This is a genomic window from Paenibacillus sp. IHB B 3415, from assembly GCF_000802655.2.
GTDB lineage: Bacteria > Bacillota > Bacilli > Paenibacillales > Paenibacillaceae > Paenibacillus_AQ > Paenibacillus_AQ phytohabitans.
Genome location: NZ_JUEI01000046.1, coordinates 1 through 19,314, shown reverse-complemented (window position 1 = coordinate 19,314; position 19,314 = coordinate 1). Strand labels below are relative to the sequence as shown.

The window sequence follows — 19,314 nt, the reverse complement described above, 5'->3', positions numbered from 1 at the left end:
CTCCTTATCTAATTGATGTTATTGAAGGCCACCATTTTGAATCCATGCCTTAGTACGGGCAATTCCTTCTTCTAATGTTATTTCCGGCTCCCATTTGAGCAAATGACGTGCTTTATCGAAATTGCACAACAGTTTTTGAATTTCACTCTGTGGATGGATATGTTCTACATGTTTAATTCTTGACGGATCACCTGAAACCAACATAGCCAAATTATTCACTGAAATGTCTTTACCCAACCCTGCGTTAACGATCTCTCCGTTAACCTGATTGGAGAACCCAGCAGATACAACAAATCTCGCGCAGTCTTCCACATATAGAAGATCTCTAGTTTGTGTTCCTTCTCCGTAAATGTTCAAATCCCGGCCGTTCAAATGATTGTTAATGAAAATAGCAACTACGCCACCTTCACCGCCTGTTTTCTGATATGGACCATAGGTATTAAACGGTCGGATAACAACGGTAGGAAGTCCGTAGGCATAATAATAAGAAAGCACCATATTCTCTGCCGCTACTTTAGCACCTGCGTATGGTGAGGCCGGCTTTGTTGGATGTGTTTCAGTGATGCCCGTCTCATCAACACATCGATCGTATACCATGCAAGTACTCATAAACACCAATTTAGTATTGTGCTTGCGACACTGCTCCAGAATATAGAAGGTTCCAACAGTATCATTATTAAAGGTCACTCGAGGATCATCAATGGAATCCTGTACATTAATTGAAGCACCTAAGTGATAGCATATTTCAAAATGATGCCTATTAAACAATTCTTCCAGTAAATTCTCATTGAGAATAGAATCATTAATAAACTGCACCAGCCCTGGATGATCAATGAATTCGGTCAAGTTACGCTCTTGCCCATTAGACAAATCATCGAGAATCCATAATTGATGTCCTTCACTTAGCAACTGTTTTGCAACCCAACGCCCGATGAATCCGGCACCACCGGTAAGTAGAATATTCAATTTCTCAACCTCCCATGAAAATACCTATTGTTAAAATGCCCGAACCAGCGGAGGTTCAGTTTTCCCTAATTCTCCTCTTAAGTAATGATCTACAATATCATTGTTAAATAACTTATAAATGATACGCAGGTGATGTGCTTCCCAGTCGTTTGATGTGAACAACTTACCGCTACTCTTTTGCGGAACCTCAATTATTGTTTCTCCATATGAGAGTTTTTTCAAAATTGCAACAATATCTTCAGATACTTGTTTTACAGCATTTGAAGCTACATCATGAATACCTTCTCCAAAATTCAGTTCAGGAACAGAATGATGAATAATTCCGCCTCCATCCAATTTAGAGGTTAAGCGATGGATGGTCATTCCTGACCAGTTAGGTTTGAGGAAATAAAATGGCCAAAATAACGTAATATTCCCGCGATACCAGGGCGATAATCCACCATGAATATTCCAAGAATGTGCTGGGAATTTATCTAAAAGTTCTTGATTAATTTTGTGTACGCCGTAAGTTATTACCACATCGGGTTTTTGTGATACAACCCAGCGTCCCACTTCCGTACTATTCAACTCTGAGGGCGTAGTATTAAAAACTGGTATATCCCACTTAATCTGTTCAGTATTAAATGCCCGATGTTCAGCTTGTTCCCGTTCTACAAAATGTCGAATAAATAGAAGCCTGTCTTCTTCCAAAAGTCCTGATGGTGGTGGTGGAATAAATTCCTCACGCTGTTCAATAACTAAGGCAGACAGTAATCCTGCATCCTTTAGGCACTTTGCAATATGTCTATGCCGAGGGTGTGAGCCAGTCATTAGAAGCACTTTCATTTAATTAAATCCTCTTTTCTATGGAATAGATTCTGTTCTTCGTCAAACGGACCAGAAATAATGTCTTTATTTAAGAGAACTTTCACAATTGGAATAAGCCTATAAATGCTACACTCGCATTTGATCGCAATCTCCATAAGCGTGTGTTTACCATCAGAATAATTTAGAATCATTAAAATGCGAGACAACTGCATCCGGTGATCATTTAAATCATTTGAAGAAAAGAGTTCAGTCTTTCCATGGGCATTGAAATCAGGATAAAGTCCATGTTTATCAAGTTTCACCTCTCCAAATGGAGTATTGTTTAAATAATAACCGTCCCATTCCATAGCTTCAATTAAGATCTCCAATTCATTTACACTTTGTTGTAAAGCTTCGATCGTCATGAACTCTTTGGTATCAAGAGAATTGTGATAACCATCATAATCAGCATAAACGGTTCTGGACATTTGACCGACAGGAAGATTAAATCCCGGGGAGCAATATTGCCTCTCATCCGAACCATTGACCGGTGTAAACTCCCTGGTGGAGCCTTCAAGCTCATTATATTGAACGAGATGTTTCCACATCAGGTCTGTTGGGCTGTCTTCTCTTCTTGATTCTTTATAACTTAAAGCGTTCTCGCCACCGAGACAAGTTAATACTAGTCCTGCATGTAGATTTTCAAGAAGAGCATCACCAAATTTGTTTAGGTAGCTAATACTTCCAATTGTCTCCGGTATAAAAACAAAGCGATAAGAAAATCTTCTTGGTTTAGAGTTCAATCTCTGATAGAGAAAAGCTGCTGTAATTGGTCCACTCAGTTCATTATTGGCTAGGGATGGATGGCAAACATAACTGCTAATTAGGATCTCCTTCATACTTTTTCCCTTAAGAGTAGCATGAGCATAATTTAATTCACCATCTATAAATTCACTATCGATGTAGGCATGGTAATTGCCTTCTGAAAGTTGTTCTCGCTGATTATGAGGAATAGAGAAACCCCATCTTTTTTTGTAATACGATGTAACATACGGAATCGCATCTGCTTTTTCAGGAATAGAATAGAGATGGGGTTGCAACTCCTCAAGGCTCATCACCTTATCTATCGGTTCGCTATAATTCAGGACATGCAAATTATGGTCTCTAAAATTGACTACAGTGTCTCCGAAGGGATTTTTTAGAACAGCCTCCCGTATTACCCACTCTTGAGGTATCACCCAATCAAAAACGCGGGTACCCGATTTCACACCAAACTGTTCAAGTGGGACATATTCGGATAATATATTCAAAGTTTCACGCAATCCAGCTCCCGTGATGCTTCGACAAATCGGGAATAAACGGTCAAATAAACGGTCCATCTCTATTAATTCTCTATCCTCATCGTACTCCAAATCATTAACCCCCACAGTTGCGTATTAGATTACAGATTTTTGTTCGATATGAGCATTAATTCTAGTTATCTCAGGCGATCTTAATAGAAATTCAACCACCTCTGAAGAACTTACAATTTTATTGTTAACAAATTCCTTTGCTATAGCCTGACACACCAAATAATCTTCTGGAGTATCTAAAGTTATTCTTAATTGGGGTTGTTTCAAATGTTGCGAAAGTTTGAATGAAACATGTGTGAAGGATTTAATATTTTCATAAGCATAATATGTTACATGTTCACGATGTCGGCTCTCTTTACCTATCGTATAAACTTTTTCCAGAGCCGCAAATGATATGATTTCAACAGCTAATCCCCGTGGTAATCCCTCCTCATATAACAAAATCTCAGAAGGATTAGCTATCATCGCTTCAATCATCATATCCGCTAAGTCATAATCTACAAATGGACAATCAGAAGTCACACGCAGTATATAGTCTGCTTGGTATTTTTTTGCACATTCATAATATCTCGCTAATACATCTTCTTCTGAACCCCGAAAACAGCTCACATTATTTAGTGCACACCATTTTTCAATTTCATTATCTTGATTGAGAATTGAAGTGGCTACTATCACCTGATCTACTTTTTGAATTCTTCGACACCTTGAGACAACATAATCAAGAATGTTCGTATCACCAAGAGGCATTAACACTTTACCAGGAAGTCTGGTCGATCCCATGCGGGCTTGAATAATAACAGTATAGTTCATCATACACCTCAATTATTGAATACTAAATATTATTCCATGTAATCGGTGTTCCCAGTGGAATATCCACTACGGCAGTTCTACCAATCACCATATCAAGATATTTAGGAGCAAGACCATAACCTGGTCTTATAATCTTGACATTATCAAGATTAATCTCTTCACCAGGCTTTATAGCTTTTGCTGCATAAATAGATCTTCTTAATTTTCTAGAATCCTTCTCGGCTTCGGTAGCACCATAAGAAACTACACCCATTGCTTGCCATGCTTTTGTTGTCTCTTCAACCAAGCTCTTCATTTCATGCGGTTCCATCGAGAACACTGAGTCCACGCCCCCGTCAGCCCTGGATAATGTAAAATGCTTCTCAATAACAGTTGCCCCAATAGCCACACTAGCTATGGAAACACCTATACCCAAAGTATGATCTGACAGCCCCACTTCACAGTTAAAAAGCTGCTTCATATGTGGAATTGTGGCAAGATTCGAGAAGGTAGGCTCTGCTGGGTAAGTACTTGTACATTTCAAAAGTATCAATTGATTGCAACCATACTCTCTAACAGTACGTACAGCCTCGTCAAGTTCAGCAGTGGAGGCCATACCCGTAGACATAATTATAGGTTTACCGGTGATAGCTACTTTTTTAATTAGTGGAATATCCGTATTCTCAAAAGATGCAATTTTGTAAGCAGGTACATCTAAAGTTTCCAAAAAATCAACTGCTGTTTCATCAAATGGTGAACTGAATACAATAAGCCCTAATTCTTTGCACTTCTTAAATATTTCAGAATGCCATTCCCACGGAGTATATGCCTGCTTATATAAGTCGTACAATGAATTTCCTTTCCATAAACTTGAATCTTCACTAATCATGAACTCTTCGGAATTAACATTCAGGGTCATTGTATCAGCAGTATAAGTCTGTAACTTAATTGCATCCACCCCAGTCTTTGCAGCAGCTTCTACTATCGCAAGAGCTCTGTCTAAAGATTGGTTATGATTCCCGGACATCTCTGCTATAATGAAAGGTTTATGATTTAGTCCAATTTCTCTTCCCGCTATTTTTACTTCAATACTGGATGATTCCATCTTTTAACCTCACTTAGTCAGTTATTTTTTTTCGCATAATAATCAATTCATTATCAATATTCCATTCCCTATATCCAGCTTTAATGAAGCTTTTTATAGAGATATTATTTTCTTTTTTAATTACAGCTTGTAGAATATGGATGCTTCTGTTCCAGGTTATTGCCTTGATCTCAAGTTCTTTCAAAATTCTTCGGACATACCCTTTGCCCCTATGCTCTTTAGCAACATTGATACTAACTTCTGCATAATCGCCAACTCTATCTAGCCTTACAACAGCAATCTTTTCTTCTCCAATCCAAGCAACCATTAACTTACGATCAGGCATCGACTTGCTTTGTTCCACCCACTTGATATGATCATTAAGAGACACCTCAGCTGAGTTAATTGAGTTGAGTCTCGCCTTAATTTCATTACGACACTCCAAAAGAAACAAAATTTCATTATCCCCGAAATTGCGCAATTCCAATGCTTCATTCTTCTTCATTAAAATATCCGCCACTCTAACAATCCCATTACCATCAACTACATCCATAGCTCTTTCTCTAGCGTTTTTAAGCTTTTCATTTGAATAGATTAAGCGTTCTATAGTCTGCCTTAAATCTTTTTCTTTTACCAGATGGCTTAACCCTAAATACTCGTCCACTCCCAGTAAATGACTGTGTTGAGCTCCCTCTACTTGGTTTGCTGCTATCGCTATGATTATTCCGGGCAGGCCTAAACAATAACGTTCCCAAGTCATCCCTCCGCCAGCACATATAGCTAAATCTGAAGAAGACATTAGAGTGGCGATTGAGAATGGTTGAATCAAAAATTCAATCTTTTCATCCTCGTATTGTTGTATTAACTCTTCTATGCGGGGATTTGTTATCCCCATAACAACTCTAACTTTCATAGACTCATTTAAAATTGGTAGTAATGCTTTAATAGCCTTAGACGTTTCATTAGTCGGATCTGTCCCACCGAAACAAACAAATATATTTTCCACTCTTTTTGCATCCCGCAGCTTCAGGGATTTACGTTCTTTAGTGTATTCATGCCTGAGTAAGGCATACTCTGGACCTAATAATTTTATTGATGTTTGGGGTATTAAACGATCATAATTATCCCTTTTAGATTTACTTAGACCAGTGTCTAACAGAACATCGCAATCATGTTGCCTATCAGCAAGATCATCAATCACCATTATATTGGTAAATACTTTTCGTAGATAACCTTCAAACTCAAAATCCAAAGAATAGTGATCTATAATTATCCAGTCTTCATTTTGAATAATATAGTTACTATGAATAAGTTCAATAATATACTCGGCTTCCTTTTGGCTTCCTAGTAGATATTCGGTCTCATTCTGGAGTATAGCACACCCTTTTTCAACGATAAGTTTGGAAATTAAAGCGTTGCTCTCTCTGCAAATAAAAATAACTTGTTGCTCACGTTTGATAAGTTCTTCACTCAATGCAAGACATCTCATCACATGACCTACACCTAGTTTCGCTGATGCATCGGCGCGGATAAAAAACTTCATAAGCAACTTCCTTTGAATTGTAGTTTTCTAGAGTAACTTCTCCTTGATAAACCAGTCAGCAAGTTCATTTTTTTTAATTGTTTTATTAATATCTGGGAAAGGTTTTTCAATTGTTTTCTTGTAAATCCCTTCATAGGCTGAATCATTCTTGCCTTGCTGTGGAATAATATACATATTATCAGTCTCATATGCAATTGCCGCTTCATCATCAGTCATTAATTCTTCAAAACGTTTCTCTCCTGAACGAAGTCCAATTATATCCATATGAATATCTTCGGTAATTCCATAGTTCTCCTTAATTTGCTCAATAACGACTTCTGCTAAGTCCCCAACTTTGATGAGCGGCATTTTCAGTACAAACACTTCTCCTCCTAAAGCCATATTATTTGCTTTAAGAATAAGATCAATAGCTTGAGACGGCGTCATCATGTACCTTAGCATATTAGAATCAGTCAAAGTGATTCTGCGATTCTCCAATACTTGTTTCTTGAACAAAGGAATCACCGAACCCCTGGAACTCATTACATTCCCAAATCTAACAGCAGAAAAGATTGTAGATATAGCCCCTTTATGATGCTCAGTAGCTGAAATCAGACGTTCTGCAGTTAATTTCGTAGCACCGTAAGTATTCGTAGGGGAAATAGCTTTATCGGTACTGGTGAATAATACTTTTTTCACATTTCTTTCAATGGCAGTTTGTATAACATTCTGAGTCCCTATTACATTAGTTTGAACAGCTTCAAAAGGATTGTACTCACACGCAGGAACATGCTTCATGGCCGCACAATGGAATACGTAATCAATATTCTCCATCGCTCTTCCTAAACGTTGCTGGTCTCTTATATCACCAATCAAGAACCGTAAATTTTTGGAGTGCTCTTGAAAATCCATTGCCATTTCGAATTGTTTGTGTTCATCACGGCTAAAAATACGAATAACTTGAGGACTTTCTTGTAATAACCGTTGAACTAGCTGCCGTCCAATTGTACCGGTTCCGCCTGTTATAAGAATGTTTTTTCCGGTATAGGTTTCCATCTTCATGTATGCACATCCTTATGCTTTTAGCAATCACTTGTATATTAATGAATTATTGTGCTATAAAGATTCTGCCGCAGCTTCTAAAACAGAAACAATTTCAGTCAAAGTATACACGCCGATATCTAAAAATCCAAGATTGATTTCTCGAGCTTGCATTACACTAGCAGGAGTAATTACACGTTCGATATCATACAAATTCCAAATCGAGTTTATCATTGCCGGCTGCAGGCAGTGCCGAAGAAGCCAGTTATTTAGAACTATTCTAAAACAATCTTCAGTACGGTCTATTTTTCTCAGTGCTTCCTTTATTTCCTTCTCCTTAGAATGCTCACTAAGTTTCTGGCGTTTGACCTGCTTCTGTTGGTATTCAAATTTCATTTTTATATCCAGAAAAAATTTGTATTGCTCTCTTAACGCATGTTTCATCTGTTTTTCCTCTAATGGATATACGCCTATTCCTTTTAATATTTCAGTAACTGGAGTGACATTGGCAGTACAATATTTATTTCCTACTTCCTCCAGACTCAACTGATTGGTATATGCAATTTTCGCGCCTCCTTCGGTCGAGTTTATGACATTTAAATTCTTATCTTCAATTTCCCTCTCAAACCAGGTCCGAAACGTATTCCAAATTTCAGTCGTAGGAACTGTACCTCCATAGTATCCTTCGGTTTCTAACATTTTTTCTTTAGAAGTTATGCTGTTCATAATCTCTTTATCATCATAAATGGTGCCCCCGGCATGTGTTTCTTCCTTAGAACTACCGTAAGCCAAATCTTGTCCTACCAATATGATTGGCGAGGCCCCAATATGCTCTGCAACTCCGAACGCTACATGAGCACAGGATAAGCCTATACTAATAGAATAGTCCGCTTCCAGCCCTAGAATTTCCTTAAGCCAAATGAATTCCCCTACTTTCTCACGCATAGGGATAACTAGCTCACCAGGATACTCTTCAAATACTTTGGGATAGAGCACAAGCGGGCCAACAAGTGTTGAGTCAACAGGGTATGACTTGCCCTCGTAGAAGAATGTGTACGTTTCTATTCCCCGCTCGATTGAGCATATAAAGTCAGGGATAATACCCTCGTCACACAGCCGCTGGGCTATTGTATCTACTGCAATAATGACCGCCTTATCTTTCAAGCTCTGTAATTGTTTAATATTCTTATTCAAAGATGGGCCAGCAGATACTACAATAGCCGGAACATCAAGCATTCTATTTTTGAGTAAAGACACATCCTTAGAGCGGGTCAGATATTTTAGATTTTTCATATGATGTCTGAACCCGATCAAGCTGTCCTCTACTGAATTTCCGTACATAAAAGTTTTATACTGGACAACGTCTTTGATATTTCTGACAATTTCCAGACTTGTTTTAATATCGTATTCCCGATAAAAGTAAGTGAAGTAAAATTTAATTGTTTTCATGTAGAAAATCGCATCAGTCAGAAGTAAATTATCTAAGAAGATTGGCAAATCAGATATTTTATCAGCAAAGATTACTGCTCCTGATGCTTGAATAAATGAAAGATCTTTGTGATTTAAAGCATAATTAAAAAGTGCAGAATTGGGTTCAAGGATTACAAGTAAAGAACCGTCACCCCGTTTTTGAATAACCTGTTTAATTTCATCAACAGAGAATATCCCGATAACAAAAATCAATTCCCGTTTGAGCGAATTAGGCTGATTGGAATGATCAAAGTCGCTTTTCATAATATATTGCTGATCCTGAGTAATAAAGATCTCATTTCCGGCATCATCTTTACTGAATACCGCCTGTGCTACTTCGCTTTCTTCCGGCATTCCAATCCTGTGATTAGGATTACTGGACAGGATTTCTATATTGCGGCTTAACAAATCCATTTCTCCTGCTCCCTTGCTAGTATTTTTCATGTTTCCTTGCGGAGAAATCATAGAATGATTATAACAAGAAAGCCCCACATAGTGGGGCTTTCTTTAAGTTATGAACAGTACTTCAACACTACTTTAAGCGACCGCTGTAATTATCTCAGCAATTGCAGTACGCCTTGCGGCTGTTGGTTGGCTTGAGCCAGCATTGCTTGGGCAGCTTGAGCAAGGATATTGTTCTTGGTTTGGGACATCATTTCTTTGGCCATGTCAACATCACGGATACGGGATTCAGCAGCTGTCAAGTTCTCAGAAGCTGTTCCTAGGTTGTTGATAGTGTGTTCCAGACGGTTCTGCACAGCACCCAGTTTAGCGCGTTCGCTAGATACGAGGGAAGTAGCTTTATCCAGAACAGCGATTGCTTTCGAAGCATCTTCACGGGTAGCAATATTCAAAGCAGCCTCGGCTTTAATATCGTTTGAACCGTTGGTAACAGCATTTTCTTTTGTAAAGCCAGCTTGACCTGCATTACCAGTAATACCAAGCGCAGATGCACGAACATCATTGATTTGCAAGGACATGGATTGACCTGTGTTAGCACCAATCTGGAACTTCGTAGTGAAACCTACACCTTGCGCTCCAGCACCTACCACTTGTTGAACATTACCAATTGTTGCAGTACTAGCAATTCCGAGGCCGGCTGCAGGGCCAGCGCCCAATTTAATATCTTTTCCGGATTCAGAGATGAATTGAATCTCGTTATCCTTCGATAAAGAAGCTGTGATTTTGCTGTCCATTCCAGCTGATTGCAGAGCTGCATTTAGATCTTTAACCAGGCTATCCATAGCGGCTTTAGCTACGTTAGGATCACCGTTTGTAGTGTCATAGGTTTTAGAAGTGGTGCCAGAGTTAAGATTGACTGTAACTTCACTCTCAGAGCCAACTGTGAACTTCAACGTTGCCCCTGTGGCAAGGGTAACGCCAGCAGCAGTAAGCGAAGCACTAGCCACAAGACCTGCACGTTCTATAGTGGAAGGAGCCCCAGTTTCTGTACCAGCTGCCAAGCCCAGTCCACCTATAGCAGTTCCAGCGAATTTCAACTCACTTGAAGTACCTGTAGATTTAGCAGTGAACTCAAGTACGCTACCTGTGCCCACTTTAATGTCTACCAGATCAGACAATTTAACTCCGCCTGAGGTAACTGCTTCTAGCGCTGTCTTCAATGCAGCCGCATTGTTTGCAGCAGATGCACCTACAGAACCAACCTTTATAGCTGAAAGATCAAACGTTTGGTTATCCACAGTAATAGTTGCTCCGGCGGTGAGTGTTACAGCTCCAGTTGAAACTGCTACACTTGATACGGCTTTCGCACTTGTAGCCTGAGTTAACTTAGCAGCATCGCTGGAACCAATACCACCGTTCAGCAGCTTCTGAGTATTGAACTCAGTTGTGTTACCGATACGGTTAATTTCAGAAGTCAATTGGTTCATTTCGTCTTGCAGTGCTTGACGGTCGGAATCAGTATTCGTTCCATTCGCGGATTGGTTAGCGATTTCGCGTTGACGTTGCAGAATGGAATGAGTTTCGTTCAGCGCGCCTTCAGCTGTTTGAATCAAAGAGATACCATCTTGTGCGTTACGGGAAGCTTGATCCAAACCGCGGATTTGGCCGCGCATTTTTTCGGAGATTGCCAGACCAGCTGCGTCATCACCAGCACGGTTGATGCGAAGACCGGAAGACAGTTTCTCAATATTTTTGCTAGTGTTAGCTGTGTTGATCGACAGTTGGCGGTGAGTGTTCAGCGCCGGGATATTGTGGTTAATAATCATTTGATATTTCCTCCCTGAAATTAAGTTAGTTCCACATCCATGTGGTAAACGCTGAACCGTTAAGGTCGGCCGCCCTGCCGGATCAGCGTCTAAATTATATATCGTCAGAGAGAGTCGGGTTGTTTATAGCTTGTAAGACTTTTTTTAAGATATAAAGAAAAGTGATTTATCATTTGAAGAGCAACATCGTACTATGTCTCATGCTGAACTTCACTCATTGGTATATGTAGTACTGATAGTAATACAATTTAGAATGTTCCTAACTTTTCCTGTAAGTTATAACAATTTATTAGTCTTGCTCTATTGGCCCAAGCAGACGAGAAGTCCAGGCACTCCGTACTGTTTGTTGTTCGGATACGGAAACACTGCTTCTTGTTACATCAAACGCTGTCCCAGTGAGATTTTCTTTCCAGACTAAAATAATTCAACTAAGTAGACAATAGTAAACCATATACAACAGCTAGATTGGTCCCGCCGAACATTGGAATTCAACCTCCTCAGTCTTTTCTTATAAATCCTGTACTATCAGTTCATCTTTCAAGAAAAAGTTTCAATAATTAATTTGAATATCCCTAACACAAAGCCATGCAGCGACTGACCACTGCATGGCTTTTGTAATACTGTTCGAATAATATCCATTTCATCTAAGCAATGAGTTTTAATTCTGCGGCCCGCGCAAACGGTCAATCAACGCATTGAGATCAGATTGCACAGGTGCAGATGATTCACGGTTAGTTTCCTGGATAGACAGATATACTTCTTTGCGAAAAATATCGACATGTTTCGGCGCAGATATGCCAATTTTTACAATATCACCTTCTACTGACAAGACCGTCAGTTCAATCTGATCCTGAATGATAATGGACTCACCTTTTTTACGGGACAGTACGAGCATTTCATCCACCATCCTTTCCGTCGATTACCGGCTGTTCCTGAAATAAACTATGCTTCGTATGATAGGGAGCCTTATGCAGTACCACTTGTTTACCTTTCAGTTCCTCCGGGTTCAGAACAATAGGTGCCAGTAGGTTAATCGTGGACTCTTCTACCTTTTCTTTGAGGGTAATTATGCATCTTACAATCACCTGCGAAGCAATCCCCAATTCCTCAGCTTCAGCACTCGGAAGTTCAAACTCATAGTCCGGATAGAAAGCAAACGGATCTCCTAATAGAAATGAGAGGTTCTTATTCTCGATGGACTGCAGTACCCAGAAGGCTGAATCCTCCATAGCAACCAATACGAAATCAGTATCCTCTTCAAAACCGGGGATTCCTTTGGAGAAATGATACAATTGTTCCTCATGTACTTCAAGTTTTCCCCAAGACAGTGTCTCAATAATCAAATTATTCACTCCTCAAACAGTTTTGCTGTGCAAAACCAGGTTATTTACTTTTGCGGTCATTTCAGCTGTATTTAATATGATACATAAACAGCAGAAAAGCTATAGAAGCGCTCTCTGGCACATCTATAGCTCTGAAGCTACATCTGAACATTCACTTCTGGCGGAATATACTGAACCGAAGCATACTGTTGCATATAAATATTTAGCTTGCCCCGTGTGTACTCGGTCTCCGGACGGTGTCTCTCCACTTGAATATCAACTTGTGCCGCCCGGAAGTTTATTTCAGGAGCCCTAGTATCAAAATAAATGTCAACATTGTCATAGGACGCTGGTCCGAGAGGCTCGGGGAATGAGTTGGGCTCGGTATCTGTACCGTAGATTTCGGCAATGGTATTCCCAGCCTTAAAAAACTCAGCCATCCGATTCCCTTGCTCAACTTTCCGGGCCAGACCTTGAAGGTATAGCTGCTGAATACCTGAATAAATTCTCTTATTCATATCCAGCACACTTCCGCCATTATAAGCAGCGCGTGCCCGGCTCTGGTCAATTGTAAGCTCCGGACGTGACGACTGAATGCTTAGCTCTCCAGGTGTAGTTGTGATGTTAACTTCAGCCTTTGGTTGAGTGATGGAGAACGTGCCGAGATCAGCATCAATACCAATCAGAGCAGGTGTCTGTCGAATTTGCAGGATAGGCTGCAGCAACGGGCATCACCTCCGTTATCTAATGAAATCTACTAAAGTTGTAGAGATAATCTTAGCCCCCACAGAAAGTGAAGCATTATAAATATTCTCTTGAATTTTGGATTTCATAATGAGCTCTTCGTAATCTGCATCCTCGGTCTTAGCCTGAAGGTCTGTCAAATTTATGTTCAAATCACTCAGACGATCCTGCATTAATTCTACACGGTTAGTCTTAGCGCCTATTTCGGAGCGGGCTGATAAAATAGTCTCTACGCGAGTATCAATTTTATCAAGTTGTCCGGAAACAGCTGTAATGTTGCCAGATTTCAAGCCTTCAGAAATATTATTGATAATAGAAAACAGATTGTCTGCTTCCCCCGTATGACCAAATACATCATTACCTGTCATATTGATAGGCATTTGTACACCTTCCCCTACAATATACTGAATTTGCCCGGAATCTGTCGTGACTTCCTTAGTGGTATCGTAAGTTCCATCGGCACTCTTAGCAAATTCATATGGCTTGACATCATATTTCTCGCCATTGAATACGTATTTTCCGTTTAATTTGCTGTTCGCAATGTCCACCAGTTGTTCTTTAAGCTGCAATACCTCTTCGTTGATGCTGTCAAGTGCTGATTGGGGGTTGCTTCCTGTCGCAGCCTTCACTGTAAGCTCTCGCAAACGTTGGACAACATCCCCCGCCTGTCCTAGTACAGTGTCATTGTAATCAAGCCATGACAAGGCACTGTCTACATTCTTCGTATACTGTTCATTCGAAGACAGCTCCGCACGGTAACGTAAGGAATACGTGATACCCACCGGATCATCGGAGGGCTTGTTGATTTTGCGGCCACTCGCCAGTTGTAGCTGTGTATCATTCATAGTACGCGCATTACGGTTCAAGTTAAGCAGCAGCTGTGAACTCATCATATTGGAGGTGACTCTGAGCATGGTATGTTCCTCCTTTATCTGCCGACTGTGCCGGTAGAATTAATCAATTTGTCTAGCAACTCATCATAGGTTGTCATGAAACGTGCAGCAGCGCTATAGGCATGCTGGAATACGAGCATGTTCGACATTTCCTCATCCAGAGAAACTCCGCTTACAGACTGCCGTCGGGAGTTCACTTGGTCCACCAGATAATCAGCGTTGCTCGCTTGACGTGTGGCTTCTTGGGATTGAATTCCTAATTGCCCAACCATTGAGCTAAGGTAGGATCCTACAGTACCTGATTTGAGGCCATCTGCTGTAGTGAAAGTATTGTTATCCTTCATATTGCTGAACAAAAGCGCTAATGTGTTATTCCCTTTAACGACGGATACATTTCCGGCACTGTCCGTAGTAGTGCGAAGAGAAGTAGCAAACAGCGTAGGATCAGCAGCGATTTCGGGATTAAGCTTAAGATTGGCTGCCGTGATCGCCTCACCGGCCACAGAAGCTGTAAAGAATGGCCGGCCTGAGCTTCCATTCAATGCATACCCCAGTTGATGCAGTCCATTCAGACCTTTGACTGTAGTTTTCAAATCACCTGTCAATGGAATAGGCACTGCGCTCCCTGCTGGAAGAGAGGTTTTAGTTCCGTCCGCATTAATGATTTCTGAATCTTTAAGCACTGTGGTTCCTGCTGGTAAAGTTGAGCCTGTTGGAATGGTTACCTGCACTTCGCCGTTTGCGATCGTGTTGGCCATAGCATCGAGTTGCTTCCTGTAATCTGCCACATAGGTTCTACTGGAAAAAATCATTCCATAAGCTTCGCCAGCCTTCAGGTCACCAGAAGCGTAAGCAGTGTTCAAAAAGGCACTGTCTACAGCCGCAGTAACCGTTGCGCCTTGAACCAGTTGCTGAGTGCCAAGTGATATGTTATACCCGGCATCAGTCTCCAGGATTGTAATATTGGCAATCTTGGATAGCTTGTCCGTCATCAAATCACGCTGATCCCGCAGATCATTGGCCTGGTCTCCCATGCCCTCTATTTTAGAAATGGATTGATTCAAGTCAGCAATAGAGCTCAAATAGCTCTGTATTTCTTTCCCTTTGACATCAATATTGGTACTCAGATCCCGATCCAGATTGCTTAACTGTGTACTCATATAGTTCATGGCATCAGTGAGTGACTGTGCAGTCTGTACTACAATTTTGCGGGCTGTTGGATCTTCCGGATTCTTGCTGAGATCTGACCAGGATTTCCAGAAATTATCAAGCACGGTACGAATACCGGTATCCGAAGGCTCATTAACGATGGCTTCCAGCTTATCTAGTGTATCCGATTGGATGCTCCAGTTGCCGCTGGCGGAATTCTCTCCACGGTACTGATCGTCCAGAAACATCTCACGGATCCGCTCGATGGAAGTGAACTCCACACCGGTTCCCATTTGACCCGGCAGTGTTGAGTTATTGAGACCATAGGCCTCGATAGGTATAGCCGCCTTCATGTTCACACGCTGGCGGGTATACCCCTCCGTATTGGCGTTGGCAATGTTATGGCCGGTTGTATTGAGCGCAGCAGTCTGGGTAAACAGGCTTCGTCTTGCTGTTTCAATCGAGTGAAATGTGGATGTCATGCTACTTGTTCCTCCCTTGTGATTGCTGCGGCGAAAGAGGCCATGAGGATAAACGGGTTATCCGCGGGCATCAAAAAGGCCCGGCCGAGTCACACTGCTGCCCTTGTCGGACGGATGATGGTATGTCATTTCCTGATTTGGTCTTCCGACAAGCAAATCCAGGGAATAATCTATAAAGGTAAGCGACTGCTCAATCAGCTTCTGATTCAGCTCATTGGCTAGTTTCAATTGCTGCAATGTGCCGGAAAGCTTCTGCTGGATATGCAGCAGGCGCGATTTGTCCTCAGGATCAAATACAAGGCGGGACAGCTCGGTAAGATTCAGATTCAGATTGGAACGGATTCCAACCCCCTGCAGAAAAACGAATGCCGCTTCTGCACGCTTCTCTTCCAGCTGTCCGATCACCTTCATAAGCTTGGACTCACGGTTCAGGATGTCGATGAGACCCTCCACCTTGTTGTCCATAATGGTCTGTTTCTTGACAGCGGCCAAATCCAGCATTTGCACATGCGCTTCGTCCAGCCGCTCTAGCAATTCTAATAATGTCGTAAGTGCCATGGGTGTGTTCACCTAATTCTCGGAGGATTGCTTAAAGTAGGGGGCGAGTGTCTCTGCGAGCTTAGCTGCGTCAACCTGGTAGGTACCTGCGGATACTTGCTGTTTCAGGCTTTCGATCTTGTTCGCACGTTCAGCGTCAATCTTGCCGCTTTTCTGTGCCTGGAGCAGCTTAATGGCTTCATCCGAAATCGATACCTCATCCTTGCGTGTGCTCTTCTTCATTTGTTCCTGCCTTTGCGATTCCGCACTCCGTTGATACGGGTTCATCGCGTTAATTCGTCCGGTCTCGTTAATTTTCATAACTTCCACCTTCCTTCTGATATAAAAAAGCCGATAATCTTTACTAAGTTTATCGGCCTTTGTTGAAACATTCTTTATAGCTGCAAACGTTTTTTTGCAGATTTTATTAGTTGCGGAACTTGTCCACGGCGCGGTAAGCGGCATCTGAAGCCTTTTTGGTACTGCTTTTGTCTACAGTTTCCTTGGCTGCATTTGCCAGATCCTTGGTCAAACGGCTGCGGCAGCTATCACACATATGCCCGTCCCGGATCAAGGTTCCGCAGACTTCGCAAGGGTACATCATGTTAGGTGCGTTCGCTATGGAAATCCGGCCCTCACGAATAAAACGGGTGATTTCCTTAATGGAGATCTCCGTGGCATCGGACAGTTCCTGAATATTAGTGCCTCTATTTTTGCGCAGGTAATCTACACAGATTTCATATTCATGCTCTAAATCTTTGATACAAGGCTGGCACAGGTTCATTAAATTCTTAACATATAGCCGGCCGCATCTTGGACAATTATCTACATTCATTTCTACCGCGGCTCCCTTCCTTACATTCTGCACAGCTTATAAATATCTTATGCTAATAAGATTACATGATAGCTGAAGTTCCGTCTATGATTAGTATCGGTTATGAGAAGCGTTTAATTAAATTTTCGAACTACTTCAACCGCTAAGAACGTGCCCATGTCAGACTGTATATCTCCGCCGCATAGCCCAAATCACCAATGAGCCGGTGAAGTGCTTCAGCGCAGGCCCTCATCGTGCTCCCTGTGGTGTAAATATCATCGATAATTATAATCTGGAGAGGGCGATTCTGCAGCCGGACTGCGATTGACTCCAGTTGTCCGTCCAGCCTTTGCAGAAGCTTCTGCTCTGTATTTCCGGTAAAAACATGCTTCATATCGGCCAGCCGTTCACTTCTGCTTTTGAAGCTTTGTTTACCGGTATGCCGGGTACGAATCAGCAGCGGAAGCTGCGGAATCCCCCTCCGTAGAGATAATACATCTGCCAGTTGCTCCGCCTGATTAAACCCTCTTTCAGCCAGACGGGCTGAGCTTACAGGCACAGGGACCAGCAAATCGGCTTGCCATAGTCCCGTCTGAAACCTACTCTTTGACGCTGAAAAAAGTTTGCCAGAAGATGTACCCGCTAGCGAAGCATTTCGCCCTCCCTCACTCTGCTCTTGTTGGAGTATGGCATATGCCTTGTCCAGCATCAGGCCCAGTATGGGGGCCAAGCGTTCATTTCCTCTGTATTTGTACTGACCCAGCAGCTCGCGCATCTCACTTGTATAAGCCACCGCACTGCGGTTGCAGCGGATCGGCACTGGCTCACGGCTGCGGCTGCAATCCGGACAGCCGACATGGCGTCCGCAGGTCAGGCACCGGGGACAGCGGATCCACGGGATTCCTGTATGGCAGCTTATGCAAATTCCCGGCAGCCCGGATGAAGGACGGCCTCTTTTACCACAGAACAGACATTGAGGCAGGGAAGGAGCGATTAATAATCGGGCTTTTTTTATCCAAGACATTATGGAATTCATCTATAACCTCCCTCTTAAGGCTAAATGCAGAAAATTATGATTAAAAGAGTGAATGTAGCGTCTTATCTCACAGGTATCCCTGCCTATGGGCAATCGTGTTCATGCTGCGAATCTGTGAAATGGCTCTGCGCTGGGACTTGCTCCACTCTGCAGAAGCAAATACGACGTGGCCGTCCGGATCATCTTTGGAGCGTCCTGCCCGGCCCGCCATCTGCACCAAAGCAGCTTCGTCAAACAGACTGCTGTCCGCATCCAGAATAAACACATCACTGCGCGGAACCGTAACTCCCCGCTCCAGAATTGTCGTCGTCACCAGAAGCGATATCTCACAGTTACGGAATTCCAGCACCTTCTCTGCTCTATCCGAATCTTTGGAGGAGGTTCCTTCCATAGGAACGCAAGGAAAAATATGCCTTAAAAGCTGAAGCAGTCCTGCAATGTGGGCAATCCGCGAGACAAAGAGAAAAATCTGTGCTTTGCGGTCAAGAGAGCTCTGTAGAGCACGAAACAGGCTTCCGGGGAGTCTCCCCTGCTTCAGACAACGGTGGAGCGGCGGCATATGTAAATGCACTGGGACCGGCAAGGGATAACCGTGAAAGCGGACCGGTACTCTCGCATGCGGCAGTTTTCCTGAACGGGCGAGGCGCTGTAATTCTGCCGGTGGTGTGGCTGAGAGAAAAATGAAGGATCCAGAGGGCTTACAAACCTGCTCGGCAGCGTAGGCTAACATTGGATCATTGTGATACGGAAAAGCATCGAGTTCATCGATGATGACCAGGTCAAAAGCTTGATTGAACCGCATCAACTGATGTGTTGTTGCCAGCGTGATAGTGCTCGCTCTCCAGCGGTCCTCGCTGCCTCCATACAGCACGGCGGGGATGTTCGCCGGGAAAGCCTTGGCGAGACGCGGCGCCAGCTCCAGCACGACGTCGCGACGCGGCGTTGCGATCAGCGCCCGGCCTCCGGCTGCGAGCGCCGCCTCCAGGAGCGGGAACGTTATCTCCGTCTTTCCCGCTCCCGTCACTGCCCAGAGCAGGAACCGCTCTGGGCCTTTTGAGGCGGAGCGCTCCCGCGGCTCCGCCAGGAACCCCAGCGCAGC

At 42.5% G+C, this 19,314-nt stretch carries 19 protein-coding genes; all 19 read right to left on the bottom strand.

All coding sequences use genetic code 11. From position 1 onward, the window contains the following. Window positions 1-18: 18 nt before the first annotated feature. Window positions 19-966 carry a dTDP-glucose 4,6-dehydratase gene (locus QW71_RS20185; RefSeq protein ID WP_039302697.1) on the bottom strand — a complete coding sequence of 316 codons (948 nt, stop codon included), beginning with the start codon at window positions 964-966 and terminating at the stop codon, window positions 19-21. Window positions 967-996: 30 nt separating this feature from the next. Further along, complete coding sequence (locus QW71_RS20180) at window positions 997-1,791, bottom strand: formyltransferase family protein (protein ID WP_039302694.1); 795 nt, start codon at window positions 1,789-1,791, stop codon at window positions 997-999. Then, window positions 1,788-3,164: a DUF4910 domain-containing protein gene (locus QW71_RS20175; RefSeq protein ID WP_200905948.1), complete on the bottom strand. Its 1,377-nt coding sequence runs from the start codon at window positions 3,162-3,164 to the stop codon at window positions 1,788-1,790. Before QW71_RS20175 ends, QW71_RS20180 begins: the two co-directional genes overlap by 4 nt. A 24-nt stretch (window positions 3,165-3,188) precedes the next feature. After that, window positions 3,189-3,914: a cytidylyltransferase domain-containing protein gene (locus tag QW71_RS20170; protein ID WP_039302691.1), complete on the bottom strand. Its 726-nt coding sequence runs from the start codon at window positions 3,912-3,914 to the stop codon at window positions 3,189-3,191. Between the two features lie 22 nt (window positions 3,915-3,936). Next, the gene (gene pseI, locus QW71_RS20165; protein ID WP_039302688.1) at window positions 3,937-4,998 is read right to left on the bottom strand and encodes a pseudaminic acid synthase; all 1,062 of its coding nucleotides are present in this window, start codon (window positions 4,996-4,998) and stop codon (window positions 3,937-3,939) included. 13 nt (window positions 4,999-5,011) lie between these two features. Beyond that, complete coding sequence (pseG, locus tag QW71_RS20160) at window positions 5,012-6,520, bottom strand: UDP-2,4-diacetamido-2,4,6-trideoxy-beta-L-altropyranose hydrolase (RefSeq protein ID WP_052770100.1); 1,509 nt, start codon at window positions 6,518-6,520, stop codon at window positions 5,012-5,014. Window positions 6,521-6,547: 27 nt separating this feature from the next. Next, a complete protein-coding gene (locus QW71_RS20155; RefSeq protein WP_039302854.1) occupies window positions 6,548-7,555 on the bottom strand; it encodes an SDR family NAD(P)-dependent oxidoreductase in 1,008 nt (335 codons plus the stop codon). Between the two features lie 60 nt (window positions 7,556-7,615). After that, window positions 7,616-9,424: a 6-hydroxymethylpterin diphosphokinase MptE-like protein gene (locus QW71_RS20150; RefSeq protein WP_160311828.1), complete on the bottom strand. Its 1,809-nt coding sequence runs from the start codon at window positions 9,422-9,424 to the stop codon at window positions 7,616-7,618. Between the two features lie 140 nt (window positions 9,425-9,564). Continuing rightward, a complete protein-coding gene (locus tag QW71_RS20145) occupies window positions 9,565-11,238 on the bottom strand; it encodes a flagellin (protein WP_039302686.1) in 1,674 nt (557 codons plus the stop codon). A gap of 658 nt (window positions 11,239-11,896) precedes the next feature. Continuing rightward, window positions 11,897-12,133, bottom strand: a complete 237-nt coding sequence (csrA, locus tag QW71_RS20140; RefSeq protein WP_039302683.1) for a carbon storage regulator CsrA — start codon at window positions 12,131-12,133, stop codon at window positions 11,897-11,899. Window position 12,134: 1 nt separating this feature from the next. Next, window positions 12,135-12,590 (bottom strand): flagellar assembly protein FliW, encoded by a 456-nt coding sequence (gene fliW / locus QW71_RS20135; protein ID WP_235441511.1) that lies wholly within the window; start codon window positions 12,588-12,590, stop codon window positions 12,135-12,137. A 128-nt stretch (window positions 12,591-12,718) separates the two neighbouring features. Continuing rightward, window positions 12,719-13,285: a DUF6470 family protein gene (locus QW71_RS20130; protein WP_039302673.1), complete on the bottom strand. Its 567-nt coding sequence runs from the start codon at window positions 13,283-13,285 to the stop codon at window positions 12,719-12,721. A gap of 15 nt (window positions 13,286-13,300) precedes the next feature. Then, window positions 13,301-14,218 carry a flagellar hook-associated protein FlgL gene (gene flgL, locus QW71_RS20125; protein ID WP_039302670.1) on the bottom strand — a complete coding sequence of 306 codons (918 nt, stop codon included), beginning with the start codon at window positions 14,216-14,218 and terminating at the stop codon, window positions 13,301-13,303. 14 nt (window positions 14,219-14,232) lie between these two features. Further along, window positions 14,233-15,828 (bottom strand): flagellar hook-associated protein FlgK, encoded by a 1,596-nt coding sequence (flgK, locus tag QW71_RS20120; RefSeq protein ID WP_039302667.1) that lies wholly within the window; start codon window positions 15,826-15,828, stop codon window positions 14,233-14,235. A 57-nt stretch (window positions 15,829-15,885) separates the two neighbouring features. Continuing rightward, the gene (locus QW71_RS20115) at window positions 15,886-16,386 is read right to left on the bottom strand and encodes a flagellar protein FlgN (RefSeq protein WP_039302665.1); all 501 of its coding nucleotides are present in this window, start codon (window positions 16,384-16,386) and stop codon (window positions 15,886-15,888) included. A gap of 12 nt (window positions 16,387-16,398) precedes the next feature. Then, the gene (gene flgM / locus QW71_RS20110) at window positions 16,399-16,686 is read right to left on the bottom strand and encodes a flagellar biosynthesis anti-sigma factor FlgM (protein WP_039302663.1); all 288 of its coding nucleotides are present in this window, start codon (window positions 16,684-16,686) and stop codon (window positions 16,399-16,401) included. Between the two features lie 106 nt (window positions 16,687-16,792). Further along, window positions 16,793-17,200 (bottom strand): TIGR03826 family flagellar region protein, encoded by a 408-nt coding sequence (locus QW71_RS20105; RefSeq protein ID WP_039302660.1) that lies wholly within the window; start codon window positions 17,198-17,200, stop codon window positions 16,793-16,795. A gap of 142 nt (window positions 17,201-17,342) precedes the next feature. Further along, entirely contained in the window at window positions 17,343-18,215 is an 873-nt protein-coding gene (locus tag QW71_RS37205) for a ComF family protein (RefSeq protein WP_052770098.1), read from the bottom strand. 67 nt (window positions 18,216-18,282) lie between these two features. Next, on the bottom strand, window positions 18,283-19,314 hold a 1,032-nt coding region (locus QW71_RS20095; RefSeq protein ID WP_047013877.1), incomplete at its 5' end, for a helicase-related protein.